We start from the raw sequence: 25,206 nt of genomic DNA on the forward strand, positions 1-25,206 counted from the left end.
AGCTAGCCAATTCGCTGCATCGCCTTTTCCCGTCGTGCCGCCACCGAGGACCCGGACTCGCGCCGCGCCATACGCCGCAGGACGACCGGGGCCAGCGTCAATCCGATCACGGCCCACACCGACAGCACGCCGAGGGTCTCCCAAGGCCGCCAGGACTGGCCGATCTCGATGATCACCGTCGAGTCCGGCAGCAGCGCCGACCGCATGCCGAGGCCGAGCCAGTACATCGGGAACACCTGCCCGAGGACCTGCAGCCATTCCGGCAGCGCGGTGATCGGGTAGAAGATCCCCGAGATCGCGCCGATTCCGAGTGTCGGCAGCATGATCAGCCCGATGCTGCGCGCGTTCGAGGTCAGCGAGCCGAAGATCGCGCCGATCGGCATGGTGGCGAGCAGGCCGAGCACCAGCACCCACAGCAGGCCCAGCCACGACGTCAGCCCGCCGGGCGCGATGCCGTCGAACAGGATCAGGCTGGGGATCAGGACCAGCAGCATTCCGAGGACGGTGCTCATCGACACCGTGACGACCTTGCCGACGAGGTAGCCGATCATGCCGTTCGGCGTGGCCTTGGCACGCAGGAGCGTGCCGTCTTCACGTTCGACGGCGAGGACTCCCGCCATCCCGAGCATGCCGCTGAACACGATCGACGCGCCCAGCACGCTCGGCACGGTGGCGGCGCCGAGCGAGAACTCCGTGCCCGGCAGTTTCGCGCCGCGCATGAAGAACATGACGATCACGAAGATCGCCGGGTAGAGGAAGGTGTTGAAGAGGTCTTCCCGGTTGGTCATCATCTGGCGGGCTTCGAGCCAGCCACGCCGGACGCCCAGCCGGGCACTGTGCTGGATCGTGTTCATCGCGCGCCCACCGCCTCCAGGGACTCGGCCTTGCGGACGAGGGTCATGTACGTGTCTTCGAGCGACGCCCGCCGGACCTCGAGGTCGCCGATGGCGTCCCCGTGCTGTTTGAACAGTTCGTGCACGTACTTCGTCGATTCCGTGGTCGAGTGCACGAACCGCTGACCGTCCAGCGTCCAGCGCACCTCGGCCTCGCCGGCGATCTGTCTGCTCAGCGCGTCGGCCGAACCGTCGGCGACGATGCGGCCGTGGTTCAGGATCAGGATCCGGTCGGCCAGTTTCTCGGCCTCGTCGAGGTCGTGCGTGGTCAGCAGGATCGTCGTGTCGTCGTGGTCGGTCAGCCGGTGCACGAGCTCGTGGAACTCGCGCCGCGCCTCCGGATCCAGCCCGGCGGTCGGCTCGTCGAGGAACAGCAGTTCCGGGCGGCCGACGATGCCGATCGCGACGTCGAGGCGGCGCCGCTGCCCACCCGAGAGCATCCGGACCCTCTTGTCCGCGTGCTCGGTCAGGCCGACCGCGGCGATCAGCTCGTCCGGATCCCACGGCCGCTCGATGCGATCCGTGGAGTACGGCGCGTAGTAGCCGCCCAGGTGTTCCAGCAGCTCGCGCACCCGCCATTTCGCGTGGTCGCGCCAGGCCTGGAGGACGACCCCCAGCCGCGCCCTCCAGTTCTCGTCCGCGTGCGCCGGGTCGACGCCCAGCACGCTGACCTCGCCCTCCGAGCGCATCCGGAAGCCTTCGAGGATCTCGATCGTGGTGGTCTTGCCCGCGCCGTTCGGGCCGAGCAGGCAGATCACCTCGCCGCGATGCGCGGTGAAGTCGACGCCGTGGAGGACGTCGTTCGTGCCGTACCGCATCCGGAGATCTTGGACGGAGATCATCACGTCGTGTGGATCTCTCATTGGTCACCCCCATCTCAGTGCTGCGATCGAATGTAGCACACCTACTACATATGATCTGAGACATACTCTCGCCCGAGCGGGCCATCTACAGTGGGCGCATGTCCACGAGCGCCCGTGTCCGAGCAGATGCGTGCCCTGGAGTTTTCGCCACGCACGACGCCGCCGACGGTCCGCTCGCCCGGATCCGGCTGCCCGGCGGTGCCATCTCGGCGACCCGGCTCGGGGCGCTCGCCGACGCCGCCGACGACCTCGGGGACGGCGCCCTCCACCTGACCTCCCGCGGCAACGTCCAGTTGCGCGGCGTCACCCGGCCGGGTCTCGCGGGCAGGCTCGCCGTGGCCGGGCTCCTGCCTTCGCCGTCGCACGAACGGGTCCGCAACATCCTCGCTTCGCCGCTCAGTGATACCGCCCAGAAGCTCGCTCAGGAACTCGACGAGGCCTTGTGTGCCGTCCCCGAGCTGGCCGAACTCCCGGGTCGCTTCCTCTTCGCTTTCGACGGCGGTCAGGGCGACGTCGCCGGTGAGGGCGCCGACGTCTGCTGGCGCGACGGCGCCGTGCTGCTCGCCGGCGAGGACACCGGCCTGCGCGTCCCCGCCGGGCAGGCCGTCGAGACGCTGCTTTCGGTTGCGCGCGCGTTCCTGCGAACGAGGGGAAGTGCCTGGCGGATCAGCGAACTCGCCGACATCGAGCCGCTGCTCAGGGGGATCCCGGGCGAAATGACGGAGCCGCGGAAGTTCGAGGTGAACCCGGGCCTCCCGATCGGGCCGATCGGTGACGCGATCGGGGTCGCCCCGGTTTTCGGCAGGCTCACCTCGGCTCAGGCGCGCGCGATCGCGAAGGCCGGCCACGCCGTGGTCACGCCGTGGCGATCGATCCTGGTGCTCGGCCCGCTGGCGCCGGACACGGGGCTGATCACCGATCCGGACGCGCCTTCGCTCGGGGTCAGCGCCTGCATCGGGCATCCGGGCTGTGCCAAGTCGCTGGCCGACGTGCGGGCCGACGCGGCGAGAGTCGGGCGGACGCCGAGAGCCCATTTCGCCGGTTGTGAACGGCGCTGCGGCAAACCCGCGCGCGAGCACGTCGACGTGCTCGCGACGGAGGACGGTTATCTGGTCGACGGGGCGTTCGTCCCGGTCGGCGAGCTGGCGGAGACGTTGGCAACGTTGGCGGAGAAAGGGACACAGTGATCGACTACATCCGGGACGGGGCCGAGATCTACCGGCATTCGTTCGCCACCATCCGTGAGGAGGCGGATCTCGCGATCCTCCCCGACGACGTCGCGGTGCTGGCCGTGCGGATGATCCACGCCTGCGGGATGGTCGACCTGGTCGACGATCTCCGCTACAGCCTGGACGTGGTGGAATCCGGCCGCGCCGCGCTCGAAGCGGGCGCGCCGATCCTGTGCGACGCGAACATGATCGCCTCCGGGGTGACCCGCAAACGTTTGCCTGCCGCCAACGAGGTGCTGTGCACGCTGTCCGATCCGAAGGTGCCCGGGCTGGCCGAGCGGATGGGCACCACCCGGTCCGCGGCCGCGCTGGAGCTGTGGCGCGACAAGCTGCCCGGTTCCGTGGTGGCCGTCGGCAACGCGCCCACCGCGCTGTTCCGCCTGCTGGAACTGTTGGAAGAGGGCGTCGGCGCACCGGCGGCGATCATCGGGGTCCCGGTGGGCTTCATCGGTGCCGCCGAGTCCAAAGTGGAGCTCGCGAAGCGGGCCCCCGCCCCGTACCTGGTGGTGCACGGACGACGCGGCGGCAGCGCGATGGCCGTCGCCGCGATCAACGCGATGGCGAGTGAGGTCGAATGAGCGGGCTCGGGAAACTCTGGGGTGTCGGGCTCGGACCCGGCGACCCGGAGCTGATGACGGTCAAGGCGGCCCGCCTCATCGGCGAGGCCGACGTCATCGCCTACCACAGCGCGCGGCACGGCCGGAGCATCGCGCGATCGGTCGCCGAGCCGTACCTGCGGGACGGCCAGATCGAGGAGAAGCTGGTCTACCCGGTCACCACCGAGACCACCGACCACCCCGGCGGCTACGAAGGCGCCATCGCCGATTTCTACGAGCTGAGCGCGAAACGGCTCGCCGAACACCTCGACGCCGGACGCGACGTGGTCGTGCTCTGCGAAGGCGACCCGTTCTTCTATGGCTCCTACATGTACATGCACGAACGGCTCGCCGACCGCTACGAGGCGACCGTGGTGCCGGGCGTGACGTCGGTCAGCGCGGCGTCGTCGGTGCTCGGCCGCCCGCTGGTGCAGCGCGACGAGGTCCTCACCATCCTGCCCGGCACGCTGCCCGCTCCGGAGCTCGCGCGGCGCCTCGCCGACACGCAGGCGGCGGCGGTGCTCAAACTCGGGCGCACGTTCGGCAACGTCCGCGAGGCGCTGGCCGAAGCCGGGAAGCTGGACGACGCTTTCTACGTCGAACGGGCGACCTGGCAGGCGCAGCGCGTCGAGCCGTTCGCCGAGGTCGATCCGGAGTCGGTGCCGTACTTCTCGCTGGCGCTGCTGCCCAGCCCGGCCTACGCCTCCCGGCTCGCCGACGAACCCGAGGTCACCCAGAAGCGGGAAACGCACACCGGCGGCGAAGTCGTGGTCGTCGGCCTGGGCCCGGCGGGTCCGGACTGGCTGACCCCGGAAGCGACCGCGGAACTGGCGGCGGCGGAGCACGTCGTCGGCTACGGCCCGTACGTCGCGCGGGTGCCGCAGCGCGCGGGCCAGCAGCGGCACGCGTCGGGCAACCGCGTCGAGGCCGAACGCGCCGTCGAAGCGCTGGAGCTGGCCGCCAATGGGGCCAAGGTCGCCGTCGTCTCGTCGGGTGATCCCGGCGTGTTCGCGATGGCGTCGGCGGTGCTGGAGCAGGTCGCCGCCGGGCACGGCGCGGGCAGCCGGGTGCGGATCGTGCCGGGCGTGACCGCCGCGCAGGCGGCCGCGTCCCGGGTCGGCGCCCCGCTGGGCCACGACTATTGCGTGCTTTCGCTGTCCGACCGGCTCAAGCCCTGGGACATCATCGAACGACGGCTGGACGCGGCGGGCGCGGCGGATCTCGTGCTCGCGCTGTACAACCCGGCTTCCCGCACGCGGACCACGCAGCTCGCGCAGGCCCGCGACGTCCTGCTCCGGCACCGCGCGCCGGAGACCCCGGTGGTCGTCGCCCGCGACGTCGGCGGACCCGAAGAGGACGTCCGCGTGGTCACCCTCGGCACCCTCGATCCGGCCAGTGTCGACATGCGCTGCCTGCTGATCGTCGGCTCGTCGAAGACGCGAGCCGAGAACGGCGTGGTCTGGACGCCGCGCACCTACGAGTGATCTTGCGTCTCGGGGTGGCCTGGCCCGCGTGACCGGACCGGTCACGCGGGCACTGTGTGGATTCCTGGTCATCCAACGCTCCAAAATCCACACAGTCGCGTCCCTGGGCGGACGCCGCGCACCTACGAGTGACTTCCGAGCCCCGCGTTGCGGGCTTGGGCGAGCAGCACCTCCCGGTCGTCCGTGCCGGCCTTGGCGTGGATCGCCGAGACGACGTTGCGCACCGTCTTGGGCACGAGCCCGAGCCGCCGCGCGACGGCCGGGATCTCCAGCCCGTCCGCCAGGAGGCCGAGCACCTCGTGCTCGCGTGAGGTCAGCCGCGGGAACGCCCGCATCGGCTGAGAAGCGGCCAGCAGGCCGTAAAGCCGGTCCGCGGCGCGCTCGCCGAACACCACCGCCCCCGCCGCCACCCCACGGATGAACCGCACCAGGTCGTCGTGCCCCGCGCTCCGGGACAGGACGCCGCGCGCGCCCGCGAGCATCGCGGCGACCACGAGCTCGCCGTCACCCGGTGGGGTCAGGACGAGGACGGCGGTTCCCGGCACGCGGGAAGTCACTTCGCGCGTCACGGCGAGCCCGTCGAGCGCGGGCGGGTGAACCGGCAGGACGAGGACGTCCGGACGAAGGGCCGTGGCGTGCCAGACCGCTTCGCGTTCGTCGGGGGTGTGGGCGACCACCTCCACCTCTGGGGACACGGGCGGTTCGGGGACGCCCGCGAAGACCACGGTCACCGCATGGGTTCGAATCGGCACGCCATCGGTTGTAGCGCAGAACTTTTGTACAGTGTCGGGCCGTTTCCGGTGAACAATGTCCCTTCGATAACGCTTCGACGATCAGGGGGGCCTGGTGCCGAGACGCGAGCGCCCGCTGGGGCCTGGCGACGAAGTCGTCGTGAGCTTCGCGGCGGACCTTCGGCTGCTTCGCGAGAAGGCCGGAGGGCCCACGTACCGCGAGCTTTCGACCCGTGCGGGTTACTCGGCCGCCGCGCTCTCCGAAGCCGCCGGCGGACGGAAACTGCCAGGGCTCGCGGTGACGACCGCGTACGTCTCCGCGTGCGGCGGCGATGTCCCGGTGTGGGAGGAGCGCTGGCGCACGGTCGCCGCCGGGCTCGCCGCGGCCGCGGGCGAACGCGACGAGACCGAACTGCCGTACCTCGGGCTGGCCGCGTTCCAGACGTCCGACGCCGCCCGGTTCTTCGGCCGCGAGCGGCTGGTCGCCGAGCTGACCGGCAAGCTCGCGGAACGACGGCTCGTCGGCGTCTTCGGCGCTTCGGGCTCGGGGAAGTCGTCGGTCCTGAGGGCCGGGCTGGCGGCGTCGAACGAACGTCCGGTCGTCCTCCGCACACCGGGCGCGCATCCGCTCGAAGAGGACCTCGACGCCGCGGGGCGGCTGCTGATCGTCGACCAGTTCGAGGAGGTCTACACGCTCTGCCGAGACCAGGCCGAACGCGGGAGGTTCGTCGACGCGCTGCTCGCGCTGGCCCGCGACGAGCACGGGACGCGGGTCGTCCTCGGTGTCCGCGCGGATTTCTACGGTCACCTCTGCCGTCACGCCGGCCTGGTCGACGCGCTCACCGACGCGCAGGTGATGGTCGGCCCGATGACCGCCGACGAGCTCCGGACCGCGATCGTCGAGCCCGCCGTCCGCGCGGGCTGCCGGGTCGAAGCGGCGCTGGTCACGACCCTCGTCGCCGACGCCACCGGCCAGCCGGCGATGCTCCCGCTGGTCTCGCACGCGTTGCTGGAGACCTGGCGGCGGCGCCAGGGGATCACGCTGACCAGCGCGGCCTACGAGGCGGCGGGCGGAATCCTCAACGCGATCGCGCAAACCGCCGAAGCCGTCTACACGGATCTGGAGCCGGACAGACAGCGCCTCGTACGGCAGATCTTCCTCCGGCTGACCGCGCTCGGCGAAGGCACCGAAGACACGAAGCGTCGTCTCAACCGCCGTGAACTCGACGACGACCCGGCGACCACGGAGGTCCTGGAACGCCTGGCGGACGCGCGCCTGCTCGTCCTCGACCGTGACGGTGTCGAGATCGCCCACGAGGCGTTGATCCGCGGCTGGCCGCGGCTGCGCGACTGGCTCGCGGAGGACCGCGAAGGGCACCGTCTGCATCGACAGCTCGCCGAAGCGACCGAGCTGTGGGAGTCGCTGGATCGCGACAAAGGCAGCCTGTACCGGGGAACGCGCCTGGGGCGCGCGGCCGAATGGGCGGAACGGGAGCCCGCCGCATTGAGCGCACGCGAGCGGCAGTTCCTCCAGGCCGGGTTGGACGCCGAAGCCGAGGAAACCGCTGTCGGCCGCAAACGGACGCGGAGGCTGCGAAGGCTCGTCGCGCTCCTCGGCGTCTTGCTGCTCCTCGCGGGGGTCGCCGTCGGATACGCCGTCGATGCCGGGCGGACCGCCACCGATCAGCGGAACGTGGCACTCGCGCGCAAGGCCGTCGTCGACGCGAAGGCGTTACGGGACTCGAACCCGGCGCTGTCGACGCAGCTCAGCCTCGCCGCGTACCGGCTCGCGCCGATCCAGGAGACCCATGACGGCCTGCTCGCGGCCATGGCGGCGCCGTTCCCGACCCGGATGGTCTTCGACCCCGGCGAAGTCACCGTCGCGCTGAGCGGGCAGCTCATGATCACCTCCGACAACTACCGGGCGACGCAGGTGTGGTCGATCGCCGACACGCGGCGTCCGGCGCTCCTGGCGACGCTACCCGGTTCGGAGGAGATCCGCGGGCCGCTGGCGTTCAGCCGCGACGGGCGGGCGCTGGCGACCGCCACCCGGGATCACCGGGTCCGGCTGTGGGAGCTGACCGATCCGCGGAACCCGGTGCGGAAGGCGGACGTCACCGGGCACCGGAACACGTTGCTCTCCCTCGATTTCAGCCCGGACGGCCGCCGGCTCGCCACGGGTTCGGTCGACCGCACCGTCCTGCTCACCGACGTCGGCGACCTCGGCGCGCCGAAACCACTCGGCGGTATCCCGGCCCCCGAACTCGAACGCGCCGTGTTCAATCCCGACGGCACGATGCTCGCGGTCACGAGCACGAACTGGACGGCGGAGCTCTGGGACGTCACCACGCCGTCCGCGCCACGGCGGCGCTCCGTCCTTTCCGGACACAAGGACCTCCAGCTCACCCCGGCGTGGAGCCCGGACGGGCGCCGGCTGCTCACCACCAGCTGGGACCGCACCGCGAAGCTCTGGGACGTCGCCGATCCGGCGGCGCCGCGGCCGCTGTCGACGCTGACCACCCCGGCCGTGGTCTGGGCGGCCGGGTTCAGCCCGAGCGGCAGGCTGGTGGTGACCGCGGGGGACGACCAGTCCGTGCGGCTCTGGGACGTCACGGGTCCGGCGAAGGAACTGCCACCCCTTTCGGGGCATACGAACGCCATCTGGTGGACCGCGTTCTCCCCGGACGGCAAGACCATCGTCTCCGCCAGTGCCGATCGCACCGTGCGCCTGCAGGACGTCGGCGAACTGGCGCTGGCGTCGAGCGTGGGGTGGAACGCCGGCACGTTCACCGATCAGGGGCGGATCCTCGTCACCGCGGGGGACGACGCGCGGCTGTGGGCGATGGACGATCTCCGTGCGCCGAGACAGCTCTCGAAACTGCCCGGCCCGGCCACCGTCACCGCCGTCGCGCTCAGCCCGGACCGGCGAAGCCTCGCGCTCGCGACGCACGACGGTGCCGGGGTGGCCGGGAGGTTCCTGCTCCAGCGCTGGGACATCGCCGATCCGGCGGCGCCGCGGCTGCTGGCGTCGACCGAGGTGAAACCCACGTACTCGCTCGCGTTCAGCCCCGACGGGAAGACCTTCGCCTCCGGCCACGACGACGGGCCGGTCCAGCTCTGGGACGTCGGCGATCCCGGGCGGTTCGCCGAGCCGCGGGTGCTCCCGGTCGGGGACGGCACCGTGTGGTCGCTCGCGTTCACTCCGGACGGTCGGACGCTCGTGGCGGCGCAGGGGCCGGATTCGTCCTCGGTGACCCTGTGGGACGTCACCGATCCCCGGCGCCCGGGACTGGCGTCGACCCTGCGGCCCGACGCCGGGGCCGTGTTCAAGGCGGCCGTCAGCCCGGACGGCCGCACGGTGGCCGCGGGCAGCAGCGACCGGAACGTCTACCTGTGGGACATCGCGGATCGCGCGCGCCCCGTACGGCTGGCGAAACTGGGCGGCAATCCCGAGGGTGTCGGGCATCTCGCGTTCGGGCCGTCCGGCCGGGAACTGGCGGCTTCGGCGTTCCGGACGGTGCGCGTCTGGGACGTCGCCGATCCGCGGAAACCGGTCGAGAAGGCGCAGCTCAGCGGGTTCGCGGCGACGGTCAACTCGCTGGTGTACCGGGACGACGGGCATACGCTCGCGATCGGGAGCAGCGGCGTCCAGCTGTGGCAGACGAACACGGACCGCGTGAGCGAGGAGATCTGCGCGCTGGCGACACCGAGGATCACGCGGGAGGAGTGGGAGCGGTACTTCCCGGGGCTCGAGTACGCGCCGCCGTGCGGATGAGGGGGCTGCCCGGTCGTCGCGTGTCGCGAAAGCCACTTTCGGGACGTCTGGTGTCTCGAAAGTGGCTTTCGCGACACGCGCGATGGGTCCCGAGTCTCGGCAAAGGAACGCCGCCGACTTACGTGGACGATGGCCCGACTGGCCGGAAAAAGAGACGGAGTAACTCCCTCCGTAATAAACATATAGCGCATGGGGGGACTTGCCACAAGACCCCGGTGATGCCTCAGACTCACTCGCCGTAGCCGAAACCTGGCGAAATGGGAGTCTGTGTCAACTCAGGGTCATGAAGAAGAGCTGCGGTCCGAACGCGAATACGTCGCCGGGCTCTACACGCGCCTGGACGCCGAACGCGCGCGGGTGAAGGGGGAGTTCCAGGCGGCGCTGGGCGGGACCGGCGGGACGGCCATGGAACGCGACGTCGAGGTGCGCGCGCTGGCCAGGGAATCGCGGCGGCTGGACGTCGTCGACAACGGTCTGTGCTTCGGCAGGCTGGACAGTCTCGCGGGGGAGAGCTCGTACATCGGCCGCATCGGGCTCTTCGACGAGGAGAACGACTACGAACCGGTGCTGCTCGACTGGCGGGCGCCGGCGGCGCGCCCGTTCTACACCGCGACCGCCGCGACGCCGGAGAAGATGCGCCGCCGCCGTCAGTTCCACACGCATGGGCGTGAGCTGCTCGGCTTCACCGACGAGGTGTTCGGCCGTCCGGGCGGCGACGCGGAGGGTGACGCGGCGCTGCTCGCGGCCGTCAACGCGCCGCGTGGCGAGGGGATGCGGGACATCGTCGCGACGATCCAGTCCGAACAGGACGAGATCATCCGGCACGAACACCCCGGGGTGCTGGTGATCGAAGGCGGGCCGGGCACCGGGAAGACGGTCGTGGCGCTGCACCGCGTCGCGTACCTGCTCTACACGCAGCGGGAGCGGATGGAACGCCACGGCGTGCTCGTGGTCGGCCCGAATCCGGCGTTCCTGCACCACATCGGCCGCGTCCTGCCGTCACTGGGCGAGACCGACGTGGTGTTCATGACCACCGGCGATTTCGTCCCCGGCAAGCACGTCACCGCCGAGGACGGCCCGGAGGCCACGCGGCTCAAGGGTTCGCTGAAGATGCTGGACGTCCTCAAGGCCGCCGTCGCCGATCGCCAGCGGCTGCCGGAGGAGCCGGTGCTGATCGACCTCGCCGACGTCACCGTGCGGATCGACGCCGAGACCGCGGAATGGGCCAGGGACGAGGCGCGCAAGAGCGGCCTGCCGCACAACGAGGCGCGCGGGACGTTCACCGACATCGTCACCTACGTCCTGACCGAGCGGGCGATCGCGCGGATCGGGCGCGGCTGGCTCAGCCGCGACGACCGCGACGAATGGGAGCGGCTGCGGAAGGACCTGCTGAAGGAGCTGGCGGAGAGCGAGACCTTCACCGCCGCGCTCGACGCGCTCTGGCCGATCCTGACGCCCGAAAGCCTTCTGGGCTCACTGCTTTCGTCCCCGGAGCGGCTTCGCGCGGCGGGCGCCGGCCAGGCGTTGCTGCGCGCCGAGGGGGAGGCCTGGACGGTGTCGGACATGCCGCTGCTCGACGAACTCGTCGACCTGCTCGGCCGCGACAAGGCGGAGGACAAGGCCGCCGAGATGGCGCTCGCGCGGGAGAAGAAGGCCGAGGCCGAGTACGCCGAAGGTGTGCTCGACACGATGAAGCTCGACCGCGAGGAGATGGACGAGGACGTCATGCTCTCGGCGGAGAACCTGCTCTTCGCCGACGAACTCGCCGACCGGTTCGTGGAGCACGACACGCGCAGTCTCGTCGAACGGGCCTCCGCCGACCGGGACTGGACGTACCGGCACGTCGTGGTCGACGAGGCCCAGGAACTGTCCGAAATGGACTGGCGGGTGCTGATGCGGCGTTGCCCCAACCGCTCGTTCACCGTGGTCGGGGATCTGGCGCAGCGCCGGTCCGAGGCCGGGGCGCGGTCGTGGGACGCGATGCTGAAGCCGTACGTGCCGGGCCGGTGGGTCTACCGGTCGCTGACGGTGAACTACCGCACCCCGGCGGAGATCATGGCCGTCGCCGCGTCGGTGCTCGCCGAGTTCGCGCCCGAGGTCCGGGCGCCGGAGTCGGTCCGGTCCAACGGGGTCCGGCCGTGGGCGCGGCGGGTCGGCGCGGATTCGCTGGCCGGCGCCATCGAGGAGTTCGTGAAGGACGAGGCCGGGCGTGAAGGCACCAGCGTCGTGATCGGCCCGCCCGGGGTGCCGGGCACAGTGCCCGCGTCGGAGACGAAGGGTCTCGAGTTCGACGCCGTCCTCGTCGTGGACCCGGAACGGATCCTGGCCGACGGCCCGCGGGGTGCCGCGGAGCTCTACGTCGCGCTCACGCGCGCTACGCAGCGGCTCGGCGTCCTGCACGAGGCTCCGCTGCCGCCCGCATTGGCGGGCCTGAACGCGTAACTCGCGTGATCAGAGGCCGCACTCGCGTGATTGGAGGCGTAACTCACGAGTTACGCCTCCAATCACGTGAGTTACGCGTTCAAGCACGCGAGTGACGCCTAGCGCGTCGGGTCCTTGCCGTTCGGCTGCCGCGGTCCCGGACCCGGCGACCACCAGCCGGGGACGACCTTCTCGCCGTGGACGATCGTCGGCGCGATCCCCTCGGTGAACGGTTCCACCTGCAGCAGCTGGCCCCACGACTGGCTCGGCTGGCCGATCAGGTAGCTGGGCACCTCGGGTTCGGCCGCGACCTCTTCGAGCCAGCCGATCGGGCCGCCGTTGGTGCTGGACGCCCAGTTCGCCTCGTCGGCGACGGTGCCCGGGGTGATCCGGTAGTCGGGCATCTTCGAGATGCCGTCGTGCGAGGTCACCGGCTGCACGCACGGGTAGACGAACGACGCCGGCCAGTCGACGTACACCTGCTTGCCCGCGATCTTCTCGGTCAGCGTGGTGAACGTCGGCACGCGCGGCGCGGACGCGGCGATCCAGCCGTCCTCGGTGAGGTCGTTGTCGACGATGTTGATCCGCACGGACGTCGTTTCGGGGGGAAGGTCGCGCAGGTTGATCCGGGTGTCGTTCCAGCCGTTGGTCCCGGCGCCCGGCGGCAGCACGAACTGGCTGCGGACGACCTTCACGCCTTCGGTGGTGTTGACGCCGTAGTCGAGGCTGACCGACGTCGGCCGCCGGGCCGCGCCCGCGGTGGCGACCACGATCTGGCCGTCGGCGGGCTTCTCGGAGAGGGCGTACCAGTCGCTGCGCAGCCGTCCGGCCCGCGTCTCGGGGTCGAGGAAGCTGCTCCACATCGGGACTTCGTCGGGTTTGAACCCGTGCGGCGGCTCGGCCAGCGGATCCTTGTCGTCGATCGCGCGGGTGTGGAAGCCGGTCTGCACACGGCCGTTGTCCTGCTCGGGATCGGGCAGCGGCGGCGGGGTCTGCCCGGCGGGCGGCTCTTCCTTCTTCACCGGCACCGTCCGCTGTTCGGACTGGGCGCGCAGGATGCTGGTCGCGGCGTCGCGTTCCACCATCACGTGGTCGGAGAGGTTGCAGCTCTTGCCGAACAGATGCCCGAAGTTCGCGGCGCCGAGACTGTAGGACCCCGACTGGTTGTGGATCGCCCACGCCATGCTGACGAACTCGCCCGTGGCCATCAGACCGCAGACGACCACCAGCGAGAGCGAACCGAGCCGCAGCGACCGGCTCCGTCCTTCCTGTGGTCCTGCCTGGAGACCGGGCCGGTGCGCGCGGACGTTCTCCACGAACGCGTACACCCCGGAGATCGCGGCCGCGACCAGCAGGATCGTCGACAGCTGGATCCCGCCGATCGACGGCGCCACCGCCGTCCACTGCACGCCGAGTTTCGAGACGAACCAGTACGAGTTGGGCCCGGTCGCGGCCAGCGCGCCGACCACGAGCAGCCCGGCGAGGAACGCGGCACGGTTGCGCCTGGACCTCAGCACCGTCGAACTGGTCGCCAGCGCGGTCAAGGCCGCCATCGCCGCGCCGACCGCCGCGAACGCGCCGAAGTGGTGCGTCCACTTGGTCGGGGTCAGCGCCAGCAGCAGGAAGAACAGTGCGACCGTGCCGATCAGGCGGCGGCTGGGGCCGAGCGCGGCGCCGGGGATCCGGCCGCGGCGCAGCAGCACGACCAGGCAGGTCCCGGTGCACAGCAGCACCAGCAGCACGGGGAACCGGCGTGGCACGGAGCCGTCCGGCAGGCTTTCGAACAGCAGTTGGTACCGCGCGAGTTCCTGGAACCACGACAGGTTGGGGCCGACCAGGGTGCGGATCCGGGTCGCCTCCTGCACGGTGGCGAAGGTCTGGTCGGCGAACACCACGACCAGCACCAGCAGCCCGGCGGCCAGCACCGGCGCGAGCACCGGCAGCCAGCCGTTCTCGGCGCGCTGGCGGACCAGTTTGTACAGCGGGCGCGCGGCGACCAGGAACGGCGCGACCGCGATCAGCCCGGTCGGCGTCGCGGCCAGGGTGAAGCCGGCCGCGGTGAGCCCGAGGCACAACGGCAGCAGACGGCGGGTCACCAGCGCGCGCTCGACGGCGCAGATCGCCAGCAGCGAGCCCAGCGCGGCGACCGGTTCCGGCCGGACCCCGTTGTTGAACGGCATCCACCAGACCAGGAAGACCGCGGCGGCGGCCCAGCCGGCGGCGCGGCTCGTGCGGACCTGGGTGCCCAGGCGCGGCATGACCTCGCGGCTGATCAGCAGCCAGCTCAGCACGCCGAGGACGAACGACGGGAGCCGGATCCACGGCGGCACCGTGCTGACGTGCGCCATCAGCTGATACACGTGGTAGAACCAGCCGAACGGCGCCTCGGCGACGCCGAACCACCGGTGGTAGTTCGTGAGGTAGCCGGTCTCTTCGGCCACTCTCGACATCGTGAGGATGTAGCCGTCGTCCGAGGTGACCGGGCCGATGAACACCCACGCGCCGAGCGCGATGATCACCGTCGCGTCGCGGGCGGTCAGCCGCCACCAGCCGACCGGCGCCCAGCGCGGCGCGCGGCGGGCGAATCCGGAGTCCATCCGCCACACCGCGATCAGGCAGCCGATGAACGACAGCGCCGCGATGACGCCGACGATCCACTTCCACACGGTCGGCGAGGTCTGGTAGCGGGTGTCGGGGACGACCGAGACGTGCAGTCCGGCGATCGGGTCCTTGCCCCCGTTGATCGACGAGTAGATCCCGACCAGGCGCGGCCGGACGTCGCCCTCGGCGTGGAACACCACGGTCTCGGCGACGGTCACCGTCATCTGGTTCGCGTCCGCACGGAGCTTGACGTCGCAGTTGTTCTCCGGAAGCGGCTGCTGCACGATCTGCTGCCCCTGGCTGGAGGCGAGCAGCACGCCGTTGTCGATCCGCAGCTGCAGGCCGACGCCCTTGCCCGCGCGCGGGTCGGTGCGGCCGTCGGGCACGGTGGAGAACAACAGTGCCTGGCCCTGCGAACGCGCGTCCAACGACCGGACGGTCGTGCACGGCAGGTCGACGCGCAGGTCCTGCGCCCAGTACCCGGTCAAGGGCGCGTTGACGGAGCGGGTGTCGCCGCCCGTTGGCCAGACGACCTCCGCTGTGTCCTGCACCACCGGCAGGAAGGGGAAAGCCAACGCGCACAAGGCGGACAGCAACCCCAGCGTGACAGCGATCAGACGCATCGGCGCAACGCTAACGGGTCTGCTCCGAACGGCTTACGCAGGGCTGCCCTTCGCCGTGCCGCTCAACCAGGTTATGGCGTCCTGGACTGTCGTCACGCTGGCCGTTTCCGGTCGTGACGGCCGCCGGACGACGACCACCGGAAGCCCCCGCTCCCGGGCCACGGTGAGCTTCGCCGCGGTCATCCCGCCGCCGCTGTCCTTGGTGACGAGGACCTCGACGCCGTGCCGTTCCATGAGCGCGCGTTCCTTCTCCACCGTGTACGGACCGCGGTCCAGCAGGATTTCGTGACGGTGGGGAAGCGGCACCTCGGGCGGGTCGACGCAGCGGATCAGGAACCAGAGATCCAGCCCGGCGAAGGCGGCGAGGCCTTGCCGTCCGCTGGTGAGGAACACGCGTTCGCCGAGCGCCGGGAGCAGCCGCGCGGCGTGGCCGAGGTCGTCGGCCCAGTGCCAGGTGTCGCCGGGCCGTTCGGTCCAGCCGGGCCTGGCGAGCCTGAGCAGCGGGGTGCCCGTTTCCCGTACCGCGACGGCCGCGTTGGCGCCGATGCGTTCGGCGAAGGGATGCGTGGCGTCGATCACCGCGTCGATGTCGTTCTCGGTCAGCCAGCGCGCCAGGCCCGCCGGGCCGCCGAAGCCGCCGACGCGGGTCTCGCCGTGAGGCAGCTTCGGACGCGCGACGCGGCCCGCGAGCGACGACACGACGTGCTCGCCGCGCGCCACCAGTTCCTTCGCGAGGTCGCGTGCTTCGCCGGTGCCGCCCAGGATCAGCAGCTTCATCGGGCCACAGCCTCGCGCCACCGCTCCAGCGTGCGCAGGTTCGCGAGCGTCTCCGCCCAGGTGAGTTCGGGCGCCTGCCGGTCCGCGAGGTGCGTGGCGACATGGTCGGCCTCGCGAGCGAAGAGGCCTTGAGTCGCTTCGACCTCGATCACCTCGGGCTCGCCGTCTTCCGGCGTGAGCACGATCTGTGACGTCTTGGGCTTGCGCATTTCGTGGATCCACGCCGGTTTCGGCACGTACAGCTGCCCTTCCGAGCCGTACACGCGGATGTGGTCGTCCTGCGTGAGTTGGAAACCGCAGGCCAGCTGCGCGAGGATCCCGCCGGGCAGCCGCAGCAGCCCGAACGCGACTTCGTCGACGCCGTTCTCGTCGAGCCTCGCCATCCCGAGCACCTCTTCCGGCTCGACGACGTCCTGCCCGGTCGCCGCCTGCGAGATCAGCCGCGCGAGTGACGTGCAGTAGCAGCCGACGTCGAAGATCCCGCCGCCGCCCAGCGCGGGATCGGTGAGCCGGGGCACGGCGAAGTTGTAGCTGAAGGTGACGTCCACGGCGCGGACCTCACCGATGGCGCCGCAGGAGATCAGCTCGGCCAGCCGCCGGATCTGCGGATGCAGCCGGTACATGAACGCCTCCATGAGGAAGACGTCGTTCGCGCGGGCGGCTTCGATGACCTTCTCGGCTTCGGTGACGGACACGGTCAGCGGCTTCTCGCACAAGATGTGCTTGCCCGCCTCGGCCGCGCGGATCGCCCATTCGCCGTGCAGCGGATGCGGCGTCGAGATGTAGATCGCGTCGACGTCCGGATCGGCGAGCAGATCTTCGTAGGCGCCGTAGCATTTCGGGATCTCGAAGCGGCTCGCGAACTCGGCCGCCCGATCGCCGGATCGCGCGGCGACCGCTTCGAGCACGCCGTGCTTGCTCTCTTCGACGCCCGCCGCGAACTCGGCGGCGATGGTCCCGGCGGCCAGCAGGCCCCAGCGAAGACTCTTCACAACGACTCCGGTTGGTTGGCGCGATCACGGGTGGCCGAATACAGGAAACTGTCGGGAAACCCTTCCGCGGCAAGGACTTCCCCGACGAAGATCATCGCCGCGCGGGTGATCCCGGCCTCGCGGGACCGCGCCGCGATGGTGCCGAGCGTGCCGCGCAGCACCTGCTCACCCGGCTGGCTCGCCAGCGCCACCACCGCCGCCGGGCAGTTCTCTCGATAAAAGGGCCGCAATTCGTCGACTACTTGCTCGATGCGGTTGATCGCCAGATGCAGCGCGAGGGTGGTGCCGGTGCGCGCGAAGTTCGCCAGCGTTTCCCCCGGTGGCATGGCCGTGGACCGGGCTTGCGCACGCGTGATGACCAGGCTCTGCCCGACCTCGGGCACGGTCAGTTCGCGGTTGAGCAGCGCGGCCGCGGCGGCGAACGCGGGCACGCCCGGCGTGACGTCGTAAGGCACGCCGGCGGCGTCGAGGCGGCGCATCTGCTCGGCGACGGCGCTGTAGATCGACGGATCGCCCGAGCAGAGCCGCGCGATCTCGTGGCCTTTCCCGTGCGCTTCGACCATGCGCTCGACGATCGCGGGCAGGTCGAGATTCGCGGTGTCGATGAGCACCGCCTCCGGAGGGCAGTACTCCAAGAGCGCTGTCGGCGTCATGCTCCCGGGGTACAGGCAGGTCTCGCAGCGGCCGAGCAGGTCACGGCCTCGTACGGTGATGAGGTCGGCCGCACCCGGACCGGCGCCGATGAAGTGCACTGTCAAGGTTTGCTCCACTGTGTGACGGCTCGCGCCGGGGTCCAGCCGGTGAATCCGCCCAGCGGCGCGGCCTGCTCGACGGCGACGCGGATCAGCTCCCCGCCGTGTTCGCCGTACGCGCGTGCCAAGGCCTGTTCGGATTCGAGGGTCACGCCGTGCGCCACGATCCGCGCGCCGGTCGCCAGGCAGGCGTCCAGGACACCGGGCACGGTCACTCCGCCACCGATGAAGATGGCTTGCGGAGTGGTCAGCCCTTCGAGGGCTTCCGGTGCCGCGCCAGTCACCACATCGAGTTCCGGTACGCCGAGCGCGTGCGCGTTCCGGGTGATCCTGGCGGCTCGCTCGGGCGACCGCTCGATCGCGATCGCCCGGTTCAGGGGATGCACGCGGGACCACTCGATCCCGACGCTGCCGGCGCCCCCGCCGACGTCCCACAGCAGCTCGCCGGGCGTCGGCGCGAGCCTGGCCAGCGCGGACGCGCGCAGGTCGCGTTTGGTGAGCTGGCCGTCGTGCTCGAAGGCGTCGTCCGGCAGCCCGGTCAGCGGCAGCGCGGGGCCGTCGGCCTCGATGGCGAACACGGTCAGCGAGCCGGGGCCGACGCGCTCGTCGGGGCCGCCGAGGTCGGACAGCGCGGTGACACGGCTCTTGCCGTAACCGCGGGCTTTGAGCAGGTCGAGCAGGTCTTCGGCGTTCGCACCGAGGACGAGGATCCTCCGGCCGGGCGCGAGCGCGCGGCTCACCCGGGCGATCGCGCGGCCGACGACGGTCACCACCTCGGTCTCCTCCGCCGCCCAGCCGAGCCGCGCGCGGGCGAGCGTCACCGAGGAGAGCGCGGGCAGGACCTCGACGTCGTAGCCGCGCTGGATGAGCGTCGTGCCGATGCCGGACAGCAGGGGATCGCCGCTGGCCAGCACACAGACGCGGCCTTCCCGCTCGGCGAGGAAGGTGTCCAGCCCGGGAAGGAGCGGGCTGGGCCAGGGCTCGGATTTCATCCCGGCGGGCAGGTACGCGAGCTGCCGCGGCGAGCCCACGACCACGTCGGCGTTCAGCACCGCTTCCCTGGCCTGCGAGGACAGGCCGGGCCAGCCGTCGGCCCCGATCCCGACGACCGTCAGGGGTGATTTTTCGCGCACGTTCGTCACGGTAGATGACGGATTTCCTGTGCGATGATCGGCCGGAGGTCGTCGACGACAGGAGAGCTGTGAAGCCGTACCCGTTCACCGCCGTTGTGGGGATGCCGGATCTGCGCCTGGCGCTGGTGCTTTCCTCGATCTCGCCCGCCGTCGGCGGGGTGCTGGTGCGCGGGGAGAAGGGCACGGCGAAGTCCACCATGGTGCGCGCGCTGGCGGGGCTCCTGCCCGGCGTCGACGTCGTGGACGCGTGCCGGTTCTCCTGCGATCCCGTCGAGCCCGATCCGGCCTGCCCCGACGGCCCGCACGCGGAGGGCTCGCCCGCCCACCGTCGTCCCGCGCGGTTGGTGGAGCTGCCGGTCGGCGCGGCCGAAGACCGCGTGATCGGTTCGCTGAACCTGGAACGCGCGCTCACCGACGGCGTCACCGATTTCCAGCCCGGTCTGCTCGCGGCCGCGCATCGCGGGCTGCTGTATGTGGACGAGGTCAACCTCCTGCACGACCACCTGGTCGACACGCTGCTCGACGCCGCCGCCATGGGGCGCGCGACCGTCGAACGCGAGGGTGTCTCGGTGTCGCACGCGGCCCGGTTCGTCCTGATCGGCACCATGAACCCCGAGGAAGGCGAGCTGCGGCCGCAGCTGCTGGACCGCTTCGGGCTCACCGTCGAGGTCGCGTCCAGCCGGGATCCCGAACTGCGGGTCGAGGTCGTCCGGCGGCGGCTCGCCTACGAGGCGGACCCCGACGGTTTCGCCGGCCAGTACGCCGCGGCCGACGCCGAACTCGCCGCGGACATCGAGGCGGCACAACGGCTTCTGCCGTCGGTCAAACTTCCGGACGACGCGCTGCGGCAGATCGCGGAGGTCTGCGCGTCGTTCGAGGTCGACGGGATGCGCGCGGACATCGTCACCGCGCGGACCGCGGTCGCGCACGCCGCATGGGCCGGGCGCACCGAGGTGACCACCGACGACGTGCGGGTCGCGGCCCGGCTCGCGCTGCCGCACCGCCGTCGCCGCAATCCCTTCGACGCGCCCGGGATCTCCGAGGAGCAACTGGAGCAGGCGTTGCAGGACGCCGAACCGGAAGGGCCCGGTCCCGACGACGACGGTCCCGGTTCCGGTGCCCCGCCCGAGGGCGGTGAGGCCCCGCCGCCCTCGCAAGGTGGCCAGGAGCCGTCAAGCGGCGGGAGCGGTGGCGACCAGAAGCCGGTCGGGGCCGGGGAAGCCTTCCGCGCCAGGCGTTTCGAGGTGAAGGGCACCGGCGAGGGTGCCGCCGGGCGGCGGTCGCGGGCGATCACCGACAACGGGCGGACCATCGGCGTCCAGCCGGCCGGGACCAAGGACGGGCATCCGCATCTGCTCGCGACCGTACGCGCGGCCGCGCCGCATCAGCGGTCCCGTGGACGCAACGGTGCCGGGCTCGTGGTGCGGCCCCAGGATCTCCGATTCGCGCGGCGGGAGGGGCGCGAGGGCAACCTGGTGCTGTTCTGCGTCGACGCGTCCGGTTCGATGGGCGCGCGGCAGCGGATGCGCGAGGTCAAGACCGCCGTGCTGTCGCTGCTGCTGGACGCGTACCAGCGCCGCGACAAGGTGGGCCTGGTGACCTTCCGCGCTTCCGGCGCCGAGCTGGCCCTTCCGCCGACGATCAGTGTCGACGCCGCGGCGTCCCGTTTGGACGGTCTCGCGACCGGCGGCCGGACGCCGCTGGCAGAGGGACTTCTCGAAGCGGCAAGGGTTCTGCGGATCGAGGCGGTCCGTGATCCGGTGCGGCGCCCGCTGCTCGTCGTCGTCACCGACGGCCGCGCGACCAGCGGCGCCGACGCCGTCCAGCGCGCGCGGCAGGCGGCCGGGCTGCTGGCCGGGAACGTGACCTCGGTCGTGATGGACTGCGAGAGCGGGAAAATGCGGCTAGGGCTCGCCGCGGAACTGGCGGAACACCTTGGCGCGGAGCACGTTCCGGTCGCCGAGGTCGCCGCCGACACCCTCGCGGGCGCTGTCCGCACGCGGATCTCGGGAAGGGCGGCGTAGTGCCACAGGGCAAACCGGAGACGGTGCCGAACGACGGCCTCACCACCCGGCAGCGCCGTAATCGCCCGCTGCTCGCCGTGCACACCGGCGAGATGAAGGGCAAGTCCACGGCCGCGTTCGGGATGGCGCTGCGCGCGTGGAACCAGGGCTGGTCGATCGGCGTGTTCCAGTTCGTCAAGTCGGCGAAATGGCGTGTCGGCGAGGAAGCCGCGTTCCGTGCGCTGGGCAAGCTGCACGAGGACACCGGGCAGGGCGGCGCGGTCGAGTGGCACAAGATGGGCGAAGGCTGGAGCTGGGCACGAAAGTCCGGTTCCGAGGAGGATCACGCCGAGAACGCGCGTGAGGGCTGGGCCGAGATCAAACGCCGTCTCGCCGCCGAAACCCACGACTTCTACGTCCTCGACGAGTTCAGCTACCTGCTCAAATGGGGCTGGCTCGAAGTGGACGACGTCGTCTCGACGCTGACCGCGCGCCCCGGACACCAGCACGTGGTGATCACCGGCCGGTACGCGCCCCCGGAACTGATCGAGGCGGCCGACCTGGTCACCGAGATGACGAAGGTGAAGCATCCGATGGACGCCGGGCAAAAGGGCCAGCGGGGCATCGAATGGTGAACCGCGTGGTCATCGCCGCCCCCGGTTCCGGGCACGGCAAGACCACGATCGCCGCGGGCCTGATGGCGGCGCTGCGCGCGCGAGGGCTGAAGGTGTCCGGGCACAAGGTCGGGCCCGACTTCATCGACCCGAGCTACCACGCGCTCGCCACCGGAGCGCCGCCGCGCAACCTCGACCCGTTCCTCCAGGGCGAGGACCGGCTGATCCCGTTGCTGCGGCACGGTTCCGCCGGTGCCGACATCGCGGTCATCGAAGGCGTGATGGGCCTGTTCGACGGGGCGCTCGGCACCGAGGGGTACGCCTCGACCGCGCATGTCGCCCGGTTGCTGGACGCGCCGGTGGTGCTGGTCGTGGACGCTTCGGCGGCGTCGCGCAGTGTCGCCGCCACCGTGCTGGGGTTCGCGCAGTACGACACCCGCGTGCGGCTTGCCGGTGTCATCCTCAACAAGCTGGGTTCGCAGCGGCACGCGGACGAGATCGTCACCGCGCTGGAGGCGACCGGTGTCCCGCTGCTGGGAACGTTGTACCGCAACGAAGAGATCCACGCGCCCAGCCGTCACCTCGGTCTGGTCCCGGCGACGGAACGGGCGACCGAGTCGGAACGGCTGCTGCCGGAGTTGGCCGCGTGGATCAGCGAGGGCGTGGACCTCGGCGCGATCGTGCAGGTGGCGCGGTCGGCTTCCCGGCTTTCGGGGGAGCCCTGGCGGCCCCCGTTCTCGTATGACGGACGCCGTACGGTGGTCGCCGCCGCGGCGGGCCCCGCGTTCACCTTCCGCTACACCGAGGCCGTCGAGTTGCTCGCCGCCGCGGGTGTCGACGTCGTCGATGTGGATCCGTTGCAGGACAAAGAACTTCCTGAAGGCTGCGCCGGGCTGTACTTCGGCGGTGGCTTCCCCGAAGTGCACGCCGAGGAGCTGTCGGCGAACGTCCCACTGCGGACCGCGGTCGCACGGGCCGTCGGCGACGGAATGCCCGTCGTGGCGGAGTGCGCCGGGCTGCTGTACCTGTGCCAGGACATCGACGGCACACCGATGACCGGCGTCCTCGACGCCTCGGCCACCATGACGAAACGCGGGAAACTCGGCTACCGCAAGGCTTTCGCGCCCGCCGACAGCGTGCTCGCCGTCGCGGGCCAACGCGTCACCGGGCACGAATTCCATCGCACGATCATCGAACCCGGCAGCGGTCCGACACCGGCGTGGGGCTGGGATCGCACCCCTGACGGTTTCGCTTCGGCGTCCCTGCACGCGTCGTACCTGCACGTCCACTGGGCGGGGTATCCCGAACTCGCCGAACGGTTCGCCGCCGCGGTGCGCGCTCATGGCTGACTACGACCTCTGGCACCACGGCGATCGCGAGGTCGGCGAAGGTCTCGTCGATCTGGCGGTCAACGTCCGCCTGCCTGCGCCGCCCGCGTGGTTGCGCGCCGAACTGGCGGCGGCACTGGACGATCTGGCGGCCTATCCGGACGTCACCGCCGCCACGGCCGCGGTGGCACGGCGGCACGGTTTGCCGGAGTCCCAAGTGCTGGTGACCTCCGGCGCGGCCGAGGCCTTCACGTTGCTGGCCACGGCGTCGCGGCCGTCGTACGCGGTGGTCGTGCACCCGCAGTTCACCGAACCCGAAGCCGCCCTGCGCGCGGCAGGCCACGCCGTGCACCGGGTGGTGCTGTCGCCCGAAGACGGCTTCCGGCTGGGCGACGTTCCGAAGGAAGCCGATCTGGTCTTCGTCGGGAACCCCACGAACCCGACTTCCGTCCTGCATCCGGCCGCGGACCTGCTCGCGCTCGGCCGCCCCGGCCGGCTGGTGGTCGTCGACGAGGCCTTCCTCGACGCCGTCCCCGGCGAGACCGAAAGCGTTGCGGGACGACCGGGTTTCGCCGTCCTCCGCAGCCTGACGAAGACCTGGGGGATCGCCGGGCTGCGCGCGGGGTACGTCCTGGCAGAAGAGTCCATTGTGGACCGCCTGCGCGCGGTCCAGCCGCCGTGGTCGGTGTCGTCGCTCGCCGCCGTCGCGGTGGAGGCGTGCTGCCGTCCGGCCGCACTGGAGGAAGCCGAAAAGCTGGCCGTGGCGGCGGAATCAGATCGGGAGTACCTGGTTTCGGGCCTGACCGCGCTCGGTGTCGAGGTGCTCGGCGAGCCTCGGGGACCGTTCGTGCTCGTGCGGCTCCCCGGTGCCGACGCCGTCCGGGAACGGTTGCGGGAGCGAGGTTTCGCCGTCCGCCGCGGGGACACCTTCCCGGGGCTGGACGCGCGGTACCTGCGGATCGCGGTGCGGGACCGGGAGACGGTGGACGCTTTCCTGGCTCACCTCCACAGTTCGGTCACCGAGAAGTAGCCGCTCTTGCCGAATCCGGCGGCGACGGCCCGGTCGAGAAGTTCCTTGTTCCGGACCGGGATCTCGGTGTCGACGCCTTGCTCCCGGCTGGTCCCGATGATGTGCTTCAGTGTCGTGACGTTCATTTCCAGGGGACCGGCTTCACCGGGGTACACACGTTCGTCGATGGTGGGCGCCTCGGCCTTGATGATCTCTCCGATCACCGAGGGCAGGAACCAGTCCACGGCGAGCTTCGTGAATCCGGCCGCCGGGACACCGGCGCTGCCGACGAGCGCGGCGGCGTGCAGGAAACCGTTCAGCGAGGAGTACATCATGCTCAGCAACGCGGTGTTGTACAGGACGGCGAGGCCGGGTTCCGCGCCGAGATGGACCGGATCGCCCAGATCGGCCAAGGTTTCCTTGTATTCCTCGAAAACCTCGGCGGCACCGCTGTAGAGGAACACCGAGCCGGGGTGGCCGACCATCGCGGGGGGAACCATGATGGCGCCGTCGAGATAGCCCGTCCCGTGCTGCTCGGCCCATCGGAGGGCCTCGTTCGCTTCCTGGGGGGTGCCGGAATTGAGGTTCACCAGTACGCGGCCGCGCAAGGCTTCCTTCGCGGGGCCGAGCGCCGAGTACAGCGCGTCGTAGTCGGCGAGGCAGACCACGAGCAGACGGCTCGCGGACACCGCGTCGACGATGTCGTCCGCCCGCCTGGCGCCTTTCGCCACCAGCGGGCCGTCCTTGCCGGGGGAACGGTTCCACACCGTCACGTCGTGACCTCGGTCGAGCAGGGCGGTGGCGAGCGCGGCGCCCATCGGGCCGAGTCCGACGACGGTCACCGGGAGGTTCTGATCGGTCATGGGGCAAGGCTAAAGTCTCTCATCGATGTGAGAGTCAACTCCCGATCGTGTAATGGTTGTTCTCATGCGGATCGGTGAGCTGGTGCGGCGGACGGGCGTGCGGGAGCGGTTGCTCCGCTACTACGAGGAACAAGGGCTTCTGCATCCGGTGCGGAGGCCGAGCGGGTACCGCGAGTATTCGGAAGCGGATGTCGCGCGGGTGCGCAACATCCGCACCCTGCTGTCCGCGGGGCTGGGCACCGCGACCATCGCCGGGGTGCTGCCGTGCATGATCGATCTGGGGGACGGCCTGGCGCCGGCCTGCGTCGATCTGCTGCCCGAGCTGTACCGGGAGCGGGACCGGATCACCAGCGCGATCGACGAGATGACGGCGACGCGGAAGGTGCTGGACGGCATCATCGCCGCGACCGTGCCGCACGCCGACGAGGTGGCCGCGGCGCTGGCTCGTGAGCGGTAAGGACGGTTAGAACCGTCATTGCCACTCACGACCGAGCAGGCCCTCGAAGTGGTTGGATGAGC

Annotated in this window: 19 protein-coding genes; 10 read left to right on the forward strand and 9 right to left on the reverse strand. The window is 71.0% G+C overall.

The window, feature by feature from the left end:
• Nucleotides 1–2: 2 nt before the first annotated feature.
• Both ACOCEP_RS19460 and ACOCEP_RS19465 read right to left on the reverse strand, forming a co-directional pair.
• Nucleotides 3–854 (reverse strand): ABC transporter permease, encoded by an 852-nt coding sequence (locus tag ACOCEP_RS19460; protein WP_482339037.1) that lies wholly within the window; start codon nt 852–854, stop codon nt 3–5.
• Complete coding sequence (locus ACOCEP_RS19465; RefSeq protein WP_482339039.1) at nt 851–1,756, reverse strand: ABC transporter ATP-binding protein; 906 nt, start codon at nt 1,754–1,756, stop codon at nt 851–853. The genes ACOCEP_RS19460 and ACOCEP_RS19465 overlap by 4 nt, the downstream gene beginning before the upstream one ends.
• Nucleotides 1,757–1,854: 98 nt before the next feature.
• Here ACOCEP_RS19465 and ACOCEP_RS19470 point away from each other — a divergent pair, with 98 nt between their 5' ends.
• Genes ACOCEP_RS19470 through ACOCEP_RS19480 form a run of 3 tightly spaced genes read left to right on the forward strand, consistent with a single transcriptional unit; the run spans nt 1,855 to nt 5,065 of the window.
• Entirely contained in the window at nt 1,855–2,943 is a 1,089-nt protein-coding gene (locus ACOCEP_RS19470; RefSeq protein WP_482339041.1) for a precorrin-3B synthase, read from the forward strand.
• Nucleotides 2,940–3,563 (forward strand): precorrin-8X methylmutase, encoded by a 624-nt coding sequence (locus tag ACOCEP_RS19475; RefSeq protein ID WP_478226544.1) that lies wholly within the window; start codon nt 2,940–2,942, stop codon nt 3,561–3,563. Before ACOCEP_RS19470 ends, ACOCEP_RS19475 begins: the two co-directional genes overlap by 4 nt.
• Entirely contained in the window at nt 3,560–5,065 is a 1,506-nt protein-coding gene (locus tag ACOCEP_RS19480; protein WP_482339043.1) for a precorrin-2 C(20)-methyltransferase, read from the forward strand. The genes ACOCEP_RS19475 and ACOCEP_RS19480 overlap by 4 nt, the downstream gene beginning before the upstream one ends.
• 122 nt (nt 5,066–5,187) lie before the next feature.
• On the opposite strand, the gene ACOCEP_RS19485 is transcribed toward ACOCEP_RS19480, so the two are convergent.
• On the reverse strand, nt 5,188–5,817 hold the full coding sequence (locus ACOCEP_RS19485; RefSeq protein WP_482339044.1) for a response regulator: 630 nt from the start codon (nt 5,815–5,817) through the stop codon (nt 5,188–5,190).
• 94 nt (nt 5,818–5,911) lie between these two features.
• On the opposite strand from ACOCEP_RS19485, the gene ACOCEP_RS19490 reads away from it, so the two are divergent.
• The gene (locus ACOCEP_RS19490) at nt 5,912–9,571 is read left to right on the forward strand and encodes an nSTAND1 domain-containing NTPase (RefSeq protein ID WP_482339046.1); all 3,660 of its coding nucleotides are present in this window, start codon (nt 5,912–5,914) and stop codon (nt 9,569–9,571) included.
• A 267-nt stretch (nt 9,572–9,838) separates the two neighbouring features.
• Nucleotides 9,839–12,013, forward strand: coding sequence for an RNA polymerase recycling motor ATPase HelR (gene helR, locus ACOCEP_RS19495; RefSeq protein ID WP_482339048.1), 2,175 nt, complete (start codon nt 9,839–9,841; stop codon nt 12,011–12,013).
• Nucleotides 12,014–12,111: 98 nt separating this feature from the next.
• Here helR and ACOCEP_RS19500 read toward each other — a convergent pair whose 3' ends face one another.
• Genes ACOCEP_RS19500 through cbiE form a run of 5 tightly spaced genes read right to left on the reverse strand, consistent with a single transcriptional unit; the run spans nt 12,112 to nt 18,879 of the window.
• Nucleotides 12,112–15,216, reverse strand: coding sequence for an arabinosyltransferase domain-containing protein (locus tag ACOCEP_RS19500; protein WP_482339050.1), 3,105 nt, complete (start codon nt 15,214–15,216; stop codon nt 12,112–12,114).
• 33 nt (nt 15,217–15,249) lie between these two features.
• Complete coding sequence (locus ACOCEP_RS19505; RefSeq protein ID WP_482339052.1) at nt 15,250–15,993, reverse strand: cobalt-precorrin-6A reductase; 744 nt, start codon at nt 15,991–15,993, stop codon at nt 15,250–15,252.
• Complete coding sequence (locus tag ACOCEP_RS19510; RefSeq protein WP_482339054.1) at nt 15,990–16,985, reverse strand: Gfo/Idh/MocA family protein; 996 nt, start codon at nt 16,983–16,985, stop codon at nt 15,990–15,992. The genes ACOCEP_RS19505 and ACOCEP_RS19510 overlap by 4 nt, the downstream gene beginning before the upstream one ends.
• Nucleotides 16,982–17,743 carry a precorrin-4 C(11)-methyltransferase gene (cobM, locus tag ACOCEP_RS19515; protein WP_482339056.1) on the reverse strand — a complete coding sequence of 254 codons (762 nt, stop codon included), beginning with the start codon at nt 17,741–17,743 and terminating at the stop codon, nt 16,982–16,984. The genes ACOCEP_RS19510 and cobM overlap by 4 nt, the downstream gene beginning before the upstream one ends.
• Nucleotides 17,740–18,879: a precorrin-6y C5,15-methyltransferase (decarboxylating) subunit CbiE gene (cbiE, locus tag ACOCEP_RS19520; RefSeq protein ID WP_482339057.1), complete on the reverse strand. Its 1,140-nt coding sequence runs from the start codon at nt 18,877–18,879 to the stop codon at nt 17,740–17,742. Before cbiE ends, cobM begins: the two co-directional genes overlap by 4 nt.
• Before the next feature lie 59 nt (nt 18,880–18,938).
• Here cbiE and ACOCEP_RS19525 point away from each other — a divergent pair, with 59 nt between their 5' ends.
• The 4 genes from ACOCEP_RS19525 to cobC are packed head-to-tail and all read left to right on the forward strand — an operon-like array spanning nt 18,939 to nt 23,845.
• Nucleotides 18,939–20,894, forward strand: a complete 1,956-nt coding sequence (locus ACOCEP_RS19525) for a putative cobaltochelatase (protein WP_482339059.1) — start codon at nt 18,939–18,941, stop codon at nt 20,892–20,894.
• Nucleotides 20,894–21,508, forward strand: a complete 615-nt coding sequence (gene cobO / locus ACOCEP_RS19530) for a cob(I)yrinic acid a,c-diamide adenosyltransferase (RefSeq protein ID WP_482339061.1) — start codon at nt 20,894–20,896, stop codon at nt 21,506–21,508. Before ACOCEP_RS19525 ends, cobO begins: the two co-directional genes overlap by 1 nt.
• On the forward strand, nt 21,502–22,836 hold the full coding sequence (locus ACOCEP_RS19535; RefSeq protein ID WP_482339063.1) for a cobyrinic acid a,c-diamide synthase CobB: 1,335 nt from the start codon (nt 21,502–21,504) through the stop codon (nt 22,834–22,836). The genes cobO and ACOCEP_RS19535 overlap by 7 nt, the downstream gene beginning before the upstream one ends.
• Entirely contained in the window at nt 22,829–23,845 is a 1,017-nt protein-coding gene (gene cobC / locus ACOCEP_RS19540; RefSeq protein ID WP_482339064.1) for an Rv2231c family histidinol phosphate aminotransferase CobC, read from the forward strand. The genes ACOCEP_RS19535 and cobC overlap by 8 nt, the downstream gene beginning before the upstream one ends.
• On the opposite strand, the gene ACOCEP_RS19545 is transcribed toward cobC, so the two are convergent.
• Nucleotides 23,815–24,687 carry an NAD(P)-dependent oxidoreductase gene (locus ACOCEP_RS19545; protein ID WP_482339066.1) on the reverse strand — a complete coding sequence of 291 codons (873 nt, stop codon included), beginning with the start codon at nt 24,685–24,687 and terminating at the stop codon, nt 23,815–23,817. The genes cobC and ACOCEP_RS19545 overlap by 31 nt on opposite strands.
• Nucleotides 24,688–24,751: 64 nt before the next feature.
• Between ACOCEP_RS19545 and ACOCEP_RS19550 the strand changes: the two genes are divergently transcribed.
• Nucleotides 24,752–25,144: a MerR family transcriptional regulator gene (locus tag ACOCEP_RS19550; RefSeq protein WP_482339067.1), complete on the forward strand. Its 393-nt coding sequence runs from the start codon at nt 24,752–24,754 to the stop codon at nt 25,142–25,144.
• The last annotated feature ends 62 nt before the right edge of the window (nt 25,145–25,206 follow it).

Source organism: Amycolatopsis sp. CA-211722 (assembly GCF_056828465.1).

Coding starts and splice junctions, on each gene's coding strand:
- ACOCEP_RS19460 (WP_482339037.1), bottom strand. CDS start 854: ATGAACACGATCCAGCACAGTGCCCGGCTGGGCGTCCGGCGTGGCTGG.
- ACOCEP_RS19465 (WP_482339039.1), bottom strand. CDS start 1,756: ATGAGAGATCCACACGACGTGATGATCTCCGTCCAAGATCTCCGGATG.
- ACOCEP_RS19470 (WP_482339041.1), top strand. CDS start 1,855: ATGTCCACGAGCGCCCGTGTCCGAGCAGATGCGTGCCCTGGAGTTTTC.
- ACOCEP_RS19480 (WP_482339043.1), top strand. CDS start 3,560: ATGAGCGGGCTCGGGAAACTCTGGGGTGTCGGGCTCGGACCCGGCGAC.
- ACOCEP_RS19500 (WP_482339050.1), bottom strand. CDS start 15,216: ATGCGTCTGATCGCTGTCACGCTGGGGTTGCTGTCCGCCTTGTGCGCG.
- ACOCEP_RS19505 (WP_482339052.1), bottom strand. CDS start 15,993: ATGAAGCTGCTGATCCTGGGCGGCACCGGCGAAGCACGCGACCTCGCG.
- ACOCEP_RS19535 (WP_482339063.1), top strand. CDS start 21,502: ATGGTGAACCGCGTGGTCATCGCCGCCCCCGGTTCCGGGCACGGCAAG.
- cobC (WP_482339064.1), top strand. CDS start 22,829: ATGGCTGACTACGACCTCTGGCACCACGGCGATCGCGAGGTCGGCGAA.
- ACOCEP_RS19545 (WP_482339066.1), bottom strand. CDS start 24,687: ATGACCGATCAGAACCTCCCGGTGACCGTCGTCGGACTCGGCCCGATG.
- ACOCEP_RS19550 (WP_482339067.1), top strand. CDS start 24,752: ATGCGGATCGGTGAGCTGGTGCGGCGGACGGGCGTGCGGGAGCGGTTG.